Consider the following 13,625-nt stretch of genomic DNA (forward strand, 5'->3'; position numbering starts at 1 on the left):
ATGACAACTCACTTTAATAAGTAAAAGCTTCTTCACAGAAGAACACTTATATAAATTTTTAAAAGCAGTAACATGGTCACATGTTGCTGCTTTTTTTTTATGGAATAAAAATAATTTCTGAAATATTCTAAAGATACTCATTTAAAAAGGTAATATTTTCAGAAGATTAATTACCCCATTTAATTAAACTCACAACTTATATGAATACATTGTAGCAGATTTTATATTTTTGTAGCTTAAATATTACAATGAGATATTTCATCATCATACTCTTCATATGCTTTAATGTTAAAGCTCAGACAGTCAAAACAGACTCTGGTAAAATCGTTAAAAAAGCAGAAGACACCCTTGTCATTGATTCAGGGAAAAAAGATTCCCTGAAAATTTTTAAACCTACCATCAATGATTATCTGTATCAGACCCAGTTTTCTGAAAAGAAAGTTTTTGATACCGTAATGACTTTTGATAAGACCCATATCTTTTCCCAATACAATAACCGGGATAATTTTGGAAGAGTCCAGCCTGCTAATATTGGTGCAGGATTCAATCCTCTGATATATGGAGTGAACGCTGAACAGAATCTGTCTCTTCTGCCTTCCAATAAATCCTACATGATCTTAGGAGCAGATGATATTAAATACTATGACGTAAAGACTCCTACAGCATCTTTCATTTACCATACCGCAATGAAAAACGGTGCTGCCCTTAATTCTACCTATACCCAGAATATCGGCAAAAGGTTCAACTTTGCCATTGAGTATATGGGACTTCGTTCACAGGGTTTTTATAGGAATTCACTGGCCGCTAATAACAATACCCTCTTTTCCGGGCACTATGTTTCCAAGAGTGGAAACTATGAACTATTTGCCCATTACCTGCATCAGAATGTCAACAATCAGGAAAGTGGGGGAATTGTAGATGATGCAAGATTCCAGAGCGGAGACAGCAATTACAAGAACAGGCAGAATGCACAGGTGAACCTGGCGTCATCCAGCTCACAGTTCTCTTATAGAAGATATTACCTGAGCCATCAGTTTACACCGTTCAATGCAGAGAAATTTCCTTTCAGTATAAGGCATACCATTTTCCATCAGGGAAATAAATATTATTATAATCAGGGACAGCTGGAGCCATATTGGTATACAGATGCAGCGACAGAGGTAACGAATGGTTTTCCCCTGACAACCAAAAAATATTCAGATAATTTCAGCAATACAGTAAGCCTTGTTTTTAACAATGAAAGACTCAAACTTGATGCCGGAGTTCGTTACCAGATGCTGAAATTCGGTGTCCGGGATTTTGCAACGATTAATGGAATAGCTCTTCCCGGAGAATTGAAAGAAAATAGAATTGGTGCCGTAGGAAATCTTCAGGTCAAACTTTGGGATAAGATTCAGCTGAAATCCTTTTTAGAGTTCTCAAACGGAAGTCTGTTCGGAAGTTATCTCAGAACAACCAACAACCTTAAGTTTGAACCCATAAAAGATTATTTTGTTAATACCAGAGTAAATTTTCAAAGTGCTTATCCTTCCTTCAATTATTTACTGAACACTTCTGTTTATAATGGTTTCAATTATTACCTTGAGAATGCAAAGAACCAATCTGTAACAGAGATCGGAGGAAGTGTCAACCTGAAATGGTTCAAAACGGAACTTTTTGCCAATTATTTCAGAATAGAAAATTATACTTATTTTGACAGCAATGCCACCCCGAAACAAAGCGAGAGCTCACTGAATATTTCCCAGATAGGAGGAGATGCAACCTTCAGCTTTGGTAAATTTCATTTGAATACAAGGCTTCATTTCCAGAATACATTAACCAATAAAGAACTGCTTCCTCTGCCAGGCTTTATCGGAAGAGCAAATTTCTTCTATCAGACCCATGCATTCAAAAAAGCTGCCGAAATTCAGGCCGGATTAAAAGTATATTACTTCTCTAAATTTGCATCAAGAGATTATTTCCCGATCCTGAATGAATACATTCTTCCCAATGCAGAGGCATTCTCAATCGGAGGGCAGCCTATTGCCGATCTTTATATCAATATGAAGGTGAAAAAAATGTTCTTTTACGTAGAAGGACAGCAGATCGGAACTGTAGTTTCCAGTAATAAAGCCTATGCATTTCCACACTATCCTGTTTATGATTTCAGGCTTAACATCGGAATTGTGTGGTATTTGTTCAACTAAAAGAAAAACAAGTTGAAAACAATCAGTAAAATATCATTTAACGACATAGAAAGTATCCCTCAGCTGGTGAAAGATTTTCTGAGCCAAAACATCGGGGGATTTGAAGAAAATATGTTTTCTTTAGAGCATTTCAGAAAACAAATTCATCTTAAAAAAGACTCTTTTACCCAGGATCAGAGAAATATACTGGCAGATGAATTGGAAAAACAGCTGGAAGGCTTACCTCTTTCTTCAAGGCAGAGAGAAAACCTCGACAGGCTGAAATGGCCTGATACATTTACCATCACAACCGGACATCAGCTGAATCTTTTTTCCGGCCCTGTTTTCTTTATCTACAAAATTTTGCAGACCATCAAAACATGTACCTTCCTGAAAGAAAACTTTCCGGACTTCAACTTTGTTCCGGTATACTGGATGGCTTCTGAAGATCATGATTTTGCAGAGATCAATCATTTCAAAACAGAAAGTAACTATTACGAGATTAACGAAAAATCCGGTGGGCCTGTTGGAAGAATGAAAGTCAGCGATACCTTTTTCATTTCAGAATTTGAAAAGGAATTTAAAGATTCTGTTTTCGGAACAGAACTGGTTCTGATGCTGAAAGAAGCTTACAAAACAGGAAATACGCTTACCCGGGCAATACAAATTTTAGTTAACAGACTTTTCTCAGAATTTGGACTGTTGATGATAGACGGAGATTCCAGAACACTTAAAACGCAGGTTAAAGAAATCTTCAAAGACGAGCTTCTGAATTTCAGCCTTTACAGTAACTCAAAAGAAAAAGTAAGCTTTCTGAAAGAGAAATACGGCAAAGTTCAGGTCAATCCAAGAGAAATTAATCTTTTTTATCTCTCAGAAACAAGAGACAGAATAGATTTTAATGGTACTTTTTATACTATAGTAGATAAAGACATCAGATTCACACAGGAGCAGATTCTGCATGAACTGGAAAATAATCCTGAAAAGTTCAGTCCAAATGCTCTGATGCGTCCCGTTTATCAGGAAAAAGTACTTCCCAATCTTGCTTATATTGGCGGGAATGCAGAAATTATGTACTGGCTTGAGCTCAAAGATTACTTTTCAAAAATCAATATTCCCTTTCCAATTCTGATTCCGAGAAACTCAATGCTTTTCCTTCCGGAAAAAACACTGGGGAAAATAGAAAAACTGGGTCTTAAAATTGAAGACTTTTTTGGAAGCTTTACAAACATTACCAATCAGAAAATTTTAGAAGACAGTAATGTTTTAAAATTGCTGGAAGAAAAAGAAATGCTGCTGGAAAAAAGTTTTTCAGAATTGAAAGCTGTTGCGGAAACTACAGAAAAATCTTTCGGAAATATGGTGAAAGCTGAAGAAGTAAGACAGTTGAAATCTTTCAAAAGAATGAAAAAGAGACTTCTTCATGCAGAGAAAATAAAACAGAACGAACTGCTGGAAAGGCTGGAGAATCTATTTTTAGATATACATCCGTCTAAGACCTGGCAGGAGAGGGTATATAACTTCAGCGTATTCTTTTCAGATTACGGGTATTCATGGCTTGAAAATTGTTTGCAAGAAATGGTGGTTCAAGAATCCAAATTAATAATTGTTGCCATTTAATTTTAAAGAAGTATTTTTGTAAATTATAATTATCGAATATGATAAAGAGGTTTTTTATTCTGTCCAGTTTATGTATGGTTTTGGGGGTGTCTGCTCAAAATTCACATACCGTTGCCAAAGGAGATAATCCTTATAATATCGCTAAAAAGTACGGGATAACTGTAGACGAATTGTTAAAGCTGAATCCAAAATTCAAAGACGGAAAACTGGCTATTGGTGATGTTCTTACAGTAAAAGCTGAAAAACATACCACACCGGTTTCTAAACCTGTTCCCGCTGAAAAAGCAAAACCGAATACAGGAGGAGTATCAGTTGGGAAAATTGTATTACAGCCAAAGCAAACCGTTTACGGAATTACAAAACAGTACCGCATTTCTGAAACAGATCTTCGAAAGCTGAACCCTGAACTGGATTCTCATATGAAGATTGGTGACGAAATCACACTACCTCTTGAAAGCATAAAAAAATATGGCGGAGGGCAGCAGACAGCTCCCGTTGTAGCGAAACCTGTTGACACACCGTCTGAAAAACCTGTAGCTTCCGGCTCTTCAGATAAAGGAACCTATGTTATCCAGGCAAAAGATAATTATTACAGAATTTCAAAACAGTTTGGAATCAGCCAGCAGGAACTTTTTGCTTTAAATCCCGGATTAGAAGAAAAAGGCCTGAAACCTGGCGAAACCATCAATATTAAAAAATCAGATACGGATGCCGCTTCAGAAGCGGTAAATCCGAAAACAAAAATAGACTCAGGCAATGAAAGATCCTCAGCAGGATCTGCAGGAGCAACGGCTGATGATTATGTTACCTATACCGTTCAACAGGGAGATACTGTTTTCTCTATTGTCAATAAATTTGGAATTTCCATAGATGAGCTGATTGCACTTAACCCTGATCTTTCCCACGGGCTGAAAGCAGGAATGGTATTAAAGATCAAAAAGCAGGACCCGGCTTACGTAAAGAAAAATGGAGATGCACTAAGCGTAGTATTAATGCTTCCATTTGGATACAGCACCAATGAAACCCAATACAGAGGAATGGCCATGGATTTCCTTACAGGAGCTAAACTTGCCATTGAAAGAAATGCAAGGGGAGGACAGAAGCTGGATATTAAGATCGTGGATTCAGGAAATGAGGCATCATTCAGAAATTCACTCACACAAATTAACCCGGATAATACAGACCTGATTATTGGCCCATTCTTTAAGTCTAATGTGATTGATGTTCTTGATTTTACCAAAAATCAGAAAATTCCTATCGTAGCCCCATTTGCCAACTCACCGGAACTGTATAATTACAGTAACCTGATCATTGTAGAAACTAATGACCAGACCTATGCTGATAAAATCGTAGAAGAAGTTAAATCTGTTTATTCAGACCAGAAAATATACGTTGTTGCTGACAGCAAAAAAGAAATGGCAGCGTACATCAAAGGCGGACTTGAAAAAGCCGTTAAAAATCCCAATGTTATCATTGTTAATTCCCCTGCTGAAATCCAGCTGGATCAGAATATGATGACAGGACAGTCAGCTCCGGTTATTGCTATTTTAGCAAGTGATGCTGATGCTGCGGGAGAAGCTTTTGCGAATAGAATGATCAGTCTTTCCAAAGAAGTTCAGGGAGTAAAAGCATTCAGTATGTACTATTCTCCGGTTTTCGAAAAGAAAGTTGATGAGTTGAGTCAGGCTAGCCTTGTATACCTGATGGACAGAAAAATTAATACCGACGGGAATTTTGAAAAAGAAATCCTGGCAGCATACAAAACAAAATATTGTAAGACACCTCCTAAATATGCCGTTGTAGGTTTTGATGTAGTCAATGATATGCTGACGAGAGAAAACAAAAAAGGAGAGATCTTTAAGCAGATGAACAAAGTACAGACACAGCTGGCTACCAAGTTCGAATTTGTAAAATCTAAAGCTAACGGAGCTTATGTAAATACAGGTTACCGTGTAATCAGATTAGTACCATAAAGGATTTATATTTCTTTAACAGAATTATTTTAACATTATATTTATATTTGCATAATATTTAATTCAATACATGAAAGCACTTGTATTTCCTGGGCAGGGTTCTCAGTTTGTCGGAATGGGAAAAGAATTGTATGATTCCAGAAAAGATATCAAAGATCTGATGGAGTCTGCCAATGAAATCTTAGGTTTCGATATTCTTTCCATTATGTTTAACGGAACAGATGGAGATCTTAAGAAAACAGAGGTTACCCAGCCTTCTATATTTATACATTCAGTAGCTGCTCTAAAAGCAGTAAACGGTCTTGGAGCTGAGATGGTTGCAGGACATTCTTTAGGAGAATTTTCAGCATTGGTTGCCAATGGAGTTCTGTCTTTTGATGATGGACTGAAATTAGTTTCCGAGAGAGCAAAAGCGATGCAGGAAGCTTGTGATGCCAATCCAAGCTCAATGGCTGCAATTTTAGGTCTTGAAGATACTGAAGTTGAGGAAATTTGTGCATCAATCAATGGAATTGTAGTTCCTGCCAATTATAACTGTCCGGGACAGCTTGTTATTTCAGGAGAGACACCTGCAGTAGAAGAAGCCTGCGCAAAGCTTAAAGAAGCAGGAGCCAGAAGAGCATTATTACTTCCGGTAAACGGAGCATTCCACTCACCTTTAATGCAGCCGGCACAGGAAAGATTGGCCGCTGCCATTGAAAAAACAAAATTCAGAAAAGCAACCATTCCGGTTTATCAGAATATTACCACTACAGCCATTACCAATCCTGATGAGATCAAGCAAAATCTGATCGCTCAGCTTACAGGTCCTGTAAAGTGGACGCAGTCTGTTCAGAATATGATCAAAGACGGTGCCTCTAATTTTGTGGAAGTAGGTCCTGGAAAAACACTTCAGGGACTGATTAAGAAAATTGATGCTGCTGTGGAAGTGGCTTCAGCCATCTAATAAAAATCATATGGGCGAAATATTTTCACCGGGAAAGCTTATGCTTACTTCAGAATATTTCGCGATAGACGGAGCTCTTGTCCTGGCGGTACCAACGCTGCTGGGACAAGAGTTTTTTTTTGAAGAAAAAGATGATGGAAAATTCCTTATTTTCTGGGAAGCCTATCATCAGAATAAATTATGGCTGAAAGCAGTCATCAATTACAAAAACTGGCAGATCCAGGAAACCAATCTGCCGTCAGCTGCTGAATTTATTCTCAAAACCCTTAAAAACGTTCAGCAGCTTTCAGAAACCCAGTTCAAAAACCGTTTTTCCTATTCTTTAAAAACTAATCTTCAGTTTCCTGCAGATTACGGACTGGGAAGCAGTTCAACCTTAATGAATAATCTAGCCGAATGGGCCGGAATTGATCCTTTTCATTTAAACAGCATCAGCCTTGGCGGGAGCGGATACGATATTGCAGTGGCCAGAGAGAAATCGGCTGTATTGTTTAAAAGTAAGCCTGAAATATGGTATGAAAAAACAGGCTTCAATCCGTCTTTCAAAAATGAGCTTATTTTTATTCACCTAAATCAGAAGCAGGATAGCCGCGAAGGAATTAAACTTTACAAATCAAAAGTAAAGTCTCCGGAACTGATCCTTGAATTTTCGGATTTGACAAAAAAAGTTTTATTATGCAATGAATTGGAAAATTTTTCTGAACTGATGATGATTCATGAACATAAAATTTCAGATTTCATTGAAATTCCTACAGTTAAGGAAAAGTTTTTCGCAGATTGTCCCGTTTTTGTTAAAAGTCTGGGAGCATGGGGCGGGGATTTTGTAATGAGCGCCAAATTTGAAGGCTTTAAGGACTATTTTTGGGGAAAAGGTTTCACCAGTGTTTTTGAATGGTCTGAAATAATAAACTCGTAATCAGTAATTTACAATCCTGTTTTTTTATTTGTCATTCTGACTTATATCATTATATTTAAACCACCTTTAACAAATAATTAATATTAATTTTGTTGAACCCAATAAAGAAATAGAAAATATAAGTAAAATGAAACACGCTAAAATCATCCAGGATTTAGAAAAATTAGGGATTAAAGGAAATTACGAGGTGGTATATAACCCTTCTTACGAAGAATTATATCAGGCTGAAGTATCTCCTGAAAATCAAGGCTTTGAGAAAGCTGAACTTACGGAATCAGGTGCAGTATCAGTAAAAACTGGAATTTTCACAGGTCGTTCACCTAAAGACAGATATATTGTTCAGGATGATGTTACAAGAGACACAATTTTCTGGGACGGAAAAGTAAATCTTCCTACTACAGCAGAAATTTTTGATTCTTGTAAAGGATTAGTGCTGAACCAGCTTGCTGAAGCTAAGAAAATCTATGTTGTTGATGCTTTTTGCGGAACCAATGCAGATACAAGACTAAAAGTAAGGTTCATCGTTGAAGTAGCGTGGCAGGCTCATTTCGTTACGAATATGTTCATCCGTCCGTCTCACTATGAGCTTGAAAACTTCGGAGAGCCTGATTTCACAGTTATCAACGGTTCCAAAACAACCAACCCGAACTGGGAAGCTCAGGGACTGAACTCTGAAAACTTCATTATGTTCAATCTTACAGAAAAACTTCAGATTATCGGAGGTACATGGTACGGTGGTGAAATGAAGAAAGGAATGTTTGCCATGATGAACTATTATCTTCCGTTGAAAGGTATGGCGTCTATGCACTGTTCTGCAAACGTAGGTGAAGAAGGAGATGTTGCTCTTTTCTTTGGTCTTTCAGGAACTGGTAAAACGACCTTGTCTGCTGACCCTAAAAGATACCTTATCGGTGACGACGAGCACGGTTGGGATAACAACGGAGTATTCAACTATGAAGGAGGTTGCTATGCTAAAGTAATTGACCTTTCCGAAGAAAAAGAACCGGATATTTTCAGAGCAATCAAGAGAGATGCACTTTTAGAGAATGTAGTGATAAACAACGGTGTTGCAGACTATAAAGACGGATCTATCACTGAAAATACAAGAGTATCATACCCAATCTATCATATCAATAAAATTGTTCTTCCTTCAAAAGCAGGACATGCTAAGAAGATCGTTTATCTTTCTGCAGATGCGTTCGGGGTACTTCCTCCGGTTTCCATTCTGGATGATAATCAGGCACAATACCACTTCCTTTGCGGATATACATCAAAGTTAGCCGGAACAGAAAGAGGAATTACTGAACCTCAGCCGTCTTTCTCTCCTGCATTCGGAGAAGCATTCCTTACCCTTCACCCGACTATGTATTCTAAAACACTGATCGGTAAAATGAAAGAGCATGGAGCAAAAGCGTATCTTGTTAATACAGGATGGAATGGAACTGGGAACAGAATCTCTCTGAAAGATACAAGGGCGATTATCGATGCGATCATCGATGGTTCTATTGATAACGCACCTAAAACAAAAGTTCCTATCATGAACCTTGAAATTCCTACACAGCTTCCAAATGTTTCCGAAGGTATCCTTGATCCTAGAGAAACATACAGCAATGCTTCAGAGTGGGAAGAAAAAGCAAAAGATCTTGCGGCGAGATACATTAAAAACTTTGAGCAGTACTGTGATACTGAAGAAGGAAGAAAGCTAATCGCTTCAGGTCCTCAATTGCAGGAACAAACTATCTAATCAGATATCTTATACATAGAAAGCCTCATCATTGATGGGGCTTTTTTATTTGTATTTTCTGCAGTTTTCAAGCAATTCGTTTTGTTCGTCTAGTTTATGAATTGCTGTTTGAATTGAATGCTCATTAATCTTTTTGACAACGATATATTTAGATACTGAATAAAAAGGTTCTTCATTCAATGCTTCATCCAAATATTTAGGCGTAGTAAAAATTACCCAGTATTTATCATTATTTGAGAATTTAATAGTTACTTCTACGGTATCAGATTCTTCATATAGTATTTCGTCATCTATATGAATTGAAATTATTTCGGGTTCATTATTTAAACTAAAATAAAATTTCGAATACCATTTCAGTTTGTTCTCATCGTTATAGATTCTGATATTATCAGGACCTATTTCTTCAATGATATATGATTTCCTCTTGGTAAGTTGGCTTGGAAAAATAGAAATACATTTGCAATAAACCTTGTCTTTTATTTTCATGGAATCAGCCAATTGGATTTATTTTAAACTAAGGATCGCTAACCGATACCCGTCCATTCCAAATCCGGACAATACAGCATCCGTATGAGCTGCCGTTACAGATTTCTGGCGGAATTCTTCACGTTTGTAAATATTGCTGATATGTACCTCAATTTTCGGCTTGCTGATGTTCTTTAAGCAGTCTGCGATGGCATAGGAATAGTGAGTATAGGCTCCCGGATTAATGACCAGAGCATCAAAATCATCTTCCTGCAGTCTGTTGATAATTTCCCCTTCAATATTAGACTGGTAATAATCCAGTTCGTGGGCTGGAAACTCATTTTTCAGTTCTGTAAAGCAGGTCTCCATAGAAATACTTCCATAGATTTCGGGTTCTCTCGTGCCCAGCAGGTTCAGATTGGGGCCATTGACAATTAAAATTTTCATGTTATAAATTTAGAAAGTTTAGTTCAGTTAATGAAGTATTTTTTTTCTAATCTCAGTTTTTTCTTCTTTGAATAATTCATAATGATATTTATCATATTTACGAAATCAATAACTGTGTAATACTTTGATGTGATGGATTTTAATTAAAAATTAAGTTAATTTTTGAAAAAATTTCATTAAAAAAATATAAGTCTACTTGTTTTGTAGACTAATTGTTTTTAGATTTGCAGACATATTTCGATCGGCTTATAAAGAAAGATGGAGGGAACTGACCCCGTGAAGTCTTAACAACCTGCCTCTGTGCAAGGTGTTACATTCAGCCTTTAAAGGAAAAATAAGCATTTGGTTAATCGTATTTATCGATGCCCTTTGCTGACTTTTCTGCAAAGGGTAAATTTTTAATATATGATAAATAAAATTGATTATGATTGGTGAATATTTAATTAAATCTAAAATTTGGATTCCTCCGGTTGCTGTATTTTTTCTTGGAATTGCTACTGTGAACGCGCAGGAAACCCAGCCGAAAAAAGATACAATCCGTGAAAAAGAAATTGATGAAGTAGTAGTAGTGGCTTATGGTAAGGCAAAAAGAAACAGTTATACCGGGTCTGTAGCTACTATTTCCAGCGATAAGATTAATAACAGACCTGTTACTAACATTACAAAAGCACTGGAAGGGCAGGTTCCGGGAATTCAGGCAGCAAGTGCTTCAGGACAGCCTGGCTCCACAGCATCCATCAGAATACGGGGGATTGGCTCTGTAAGTGCTTCCAGTGATCCGCTTTTTGTGGTAGACGGAATTCCGTTTGACGGAAATATCAACTCCATCAGCCCGAATGATATTGAATCCATCAGTGTATTGAAAGATGCTACGGCAAGTGCTTTATACGGATCAAGAGGAGCTAACGGAATCATCATCATTACCACTAAATCCGGTAAAAAAGGAGAAGCGAAAATTAACTTCAATATCAGTCAGGGATTTTCCGGAAGAGCCGTTAAGGACTATGAGCAGGTAAATACAGATCAGTATTTCCAGCTGCATTGGGAGGCCTTGAGAAACGGATACAAATCTGATAAAATCTCTGCCCAGCAGGCAGCACAGATGGCTTCAGATAACCTTGTGTCTTCCCTGGGGATTAATCCGTACGGGCCGGGTTATCCCAATCCTGTAGGAACAGACGGGAAATTGCTGCCGGGTGCAAAAGCTTTATGGAATGATGACTGGAGAGATGTTCTTCAGAGGATGGCTTCCAGAAACCAGGTTGATTTTGATATCAGTGGAGGAAGTGATAAAAGCAATTATTTCTTTTCGTTAGGCTATCTGGATGATAAAGGAATTGCAATTCAATCTGGTTTCAAAAAATACAGCACACGCTTAAAGCTGAATTCAGAAGTCAAAAAATGGTTGAACGTAGGAGTGAATTTAAGCTATACGAACAGTATCCAGCAGGCTCCGACTTCTTCGGATTCCAAAGCAAGCAATGTGATTCAGGCAGCAAGAACAATTCCTTCTTTTTATCCGTATTATGAAAGAAATCCAGACGGAAGCTATAGACTGAATGCTGATGGAGAAAGGGTGTTTGATTTCGGAAAATACAGACCAAGTAATGCGCTTCAGAACCAGAATTTAGCAGCAACACTACCTTTGGATAAAAATGAAAACCGGGAAGATAACTTTTCAGGAAAAGGTTTTCTTGATTTTACTTTTCTTCCGGAACTGAAATTTAAATCCAGCTTCTCTGTAGATTTGGTGAATTACAACGGACATTATTATACCAATCCTATCTTAGGACAAGGAAAAGAGACAGGAGGTTCGGTGAGCCGTTCCAATTCCAGGACACTTTCGTATACAACGAGTAATATCCTGACGTATGACAAGAAATTCGGCCAGCACCATTTTAATATCCTGGCAGGACAGGAGTTTTATAAATATGATTATCAGACAATATCCGGTACCAGAAGCCAGTTTTCGCTGCCGTATTATTATGAGCCAAGTGCAGCAGCATTGTTAGGAAGCTTTACCGGAAAGAGTGATAAGCTGACACTACTGAGTTTCTTAGGTAAAGCCGAATATGATTTTAAAAATACCTATTTCCTTTCAGCATCGGCAAGAACTGATGCATCGTCCCGTTTTTACGGAGATAACCGATGGGGGAAATTCTGGTCGGTAGGAGCTTCATGGAAAGCTTCCAATGAAGATTTCATCAAAAACCTGAACTTCTTCAACCAGCTGACCCTTCGTGCGAGTTACGGAGGACAGGGGAATGATAAGCTGGGTACGCTGTATGCTTATCAGGAACTGTATCGGTTTTACAATAATTTAGGTGAGCCGGGAACGGTTCTTACCAAAACGGCAACGAACGACGTGAAGTGGGAAACCAATCTTAACTTCAATGCAGGTCTTGAATTTGCCGTTCTTAATAACAGGATTAAAGGAAATATAGAGTATTTTCAACGAAAAAGTCAGGACCTTTTATTCAATATGCCGACCGCTCCGTCTTTGGGAATCAGTGATTTTCCTGCCAATATCGGAACCATCCAGAATACCGGGTTTGAATTCTCACTCTTCACAACACCCATCAAAAATGATGATTTCGAATGGAATGTGGATGTAAACCTGAGTACTCTGAAGAATAAGATCCTTAAACTTCCTAAAGGAACTGTAGTCAGCGGAACAAAACGTATGCAGGAAGGAGGTTCTATCTATGATTTCTTTATCCAGGAATGGAAAGGAGTGGATCCGGCCACCGGAAAACCGTTGTGGAGATATATTTATCAGGATGAAAACGGAAATACAATAGACGGAACGACTTCGGAGTACGGAAAAGCAACCAAAACTCCGCAGGGATCAGCATTGCCAAAATTAATGGGAGGGGTTACCACCAGTATTGTCTATAAGAATTTTGATTTCTCTGCGCTGCTTTCTTTCAGTTTGGGAGGAAAGATTCTGGACACAGATTATACTTCACTCATGTATAACGGAAGTTCCGCCGGTCGCGCTTGGAGCACTGAAATGCTGAACCGCTGGACACCCGAAAATCCCTACACGGATGTCCCTTCATTAAGCACAACGACGAATAACTGGAATTCAAGCTCTTCAAGATTTTTGTATTCAGGCTCGTATGCAAGGCTTAAAAATGTCAATCTTGGCTATACACTGCCTTCAGATTATTTTGAAAAGCTTGGACTGAAGAAATTCAGAATTTATATTCAGGCAGAAAATCTGCTGACATTTTACAAACATAAAGGACTTGATCCTGAACAGGCACTGGAAGGAACAACCTATTTCAGATATCCGGCCATGAGAACGGTAACTTTCGGTCTTCAGGCAACACTTTAACCTTTTAAA

General features: G+C 37.9%; 9 protein-coding genes and 1 riboswitch. Of the genes, 7 read left to right on the top strand and 2 right to left on the bottom strand.

Features of this window, described 5'->3' with window-relative positions; all coding sequences use genetic code 11:
• Nucleotides 1–248: 248 nt before the first annotated feature.
• The 6 genes from AOB46_RS14695 to pckA all read left to right on the top strand — a co-directional run bounded on the left by AOB46_RS14695 (nt 249) and on the right by pckA (nt 9,364).
• A complete protein-coding gene (locus AOB46_RS14695) occupies nt 249–2,186 on the top strand; it encodes a putative porin (RefSeq protein ID WP_062700708.1) in 1,938 nt (645 codons plus the stop codon).
• A gap of 12 nt (nt 2,187–2,198) precedes the next feature.
• Nucleotides 2,199–3,785 (top strand): bacillithiol biosynthesis cysteine-adding enzyme BshC, encoded by a 1,587-nt coding sequence (bshC, locus tag AOB46_RS14700; protein WP_062700710.1) that lies wholly within the window; start codon nt 2,199–2,201, stop codon nt 3,783–3,785.
• A 38-nt stretch (nt 3,786–3,823) separates the two neighbouring features.
• Nucleotides 3,824–5,758, top strand: a complete 1,935-nt coding sequence (locus AOB46_RS14705) for a LysM peptidoglycan-binding domain-containing protein (protein WP_062700712.1) — start codon at nt 3,824–3,826, stop codon at nt 5,756–5,758.
• 70 nt (nt 5,759–5,828) lie between these two features.
• Complete coding sequence (gene fabD, locus AOB46_RS14710; protein WP_062700714.1) at nt 5,829–6,704, top strand: ACP S-malonyltransferase; 876 nt, start codon at nt 5,829–5,831, stop codon at nt 6,702–6,704.
• A gap of 10 nt (nt 6,705–6,714) precedes the next feature.
• Nucleotides 6,715–7,620, top strand: coding sequence for a GYDIA family GHMP kinase (locus AOB46_RS14715; protein WP_062700956.1), 906 nt, complete (start codon nt 6,715–6,717; stop codon nt 7,618–7,620).
• 127 nt (nt 7,621–7,747) lie between these two features.
• Nucleotides 7,748–9,364, top strand: a complete 1,617-nt coding sequence (gene pckA / locus AOB46_RS14720; protein WP_062700716.1) for a phosphoenolpyruvate carboxykinase (ATP) — start codon at nt 7,748–7,750, stop codon at nt 9,362–9,364.
• Nucleotides 9,365–9,409: 45 nt separating this feature from the next.
• Here the strand turns inward: pckA and AOB46_RS14725 are convergent, their stop codons facing one another.
• On the bottom strand, nt 9,410–9,862 hold the full coding sequence (locus tag AOB46_RS14725) for a hypothetical protein (protein ID WP_157845069.1): 453 nt from the start codon (nt 9,860–9,862) through the stop codon (nt 9,410–9,412).
• A gap of 6 nt (nt 9,863–9,868) precedes the next feature.
• A complete protein-coding gene (locus AOB46_RS14730) occupies nt 9,869–10,276 on the bottom strand; it encodes a type II 3-dehydroquinate dehydratase (RefSeq protein ID WP_062700720.1) in 408 nt (135 codons plus the stop codon).
• A 243-nt stretch (nt 10,277–10,519) separates the two neighbouring features.
• Nucleotides 10,520–10,617: riboswitch (SAM riboswitch) on the top strand.
• An 83-nt stretch (nt 10,618–10,700) separates the two neighbouring features.
• Here AOB46_RS14730 and AOB46_RS14735 point away from each other — a divergent pair.
• Nucleotides 10,701–13,616, top strand: a complete 2,916-nt coding sequence (locus AOB46_RS14735; protein WP_062700722.1) for a SusC/RagA family TonB-linked outer membrane protein — start codon at nt 10,701–10,703, stop codon at nt 13,614–13,616.
• The last annotated feature ends 9 nt before the right edge of the window (nt 13,617–13,625 follow it).

Origin of the sequence: Chryseobacterium indologenes, from assembly GCF_001295265.1 — a bacterium.
Lineage (GTDB): Bacteria > Bacteroidota > Bacteroidia > Flavobacteriales > Weeksellaceae > Chryseobacterium > Chryseobacterium indologenes_A.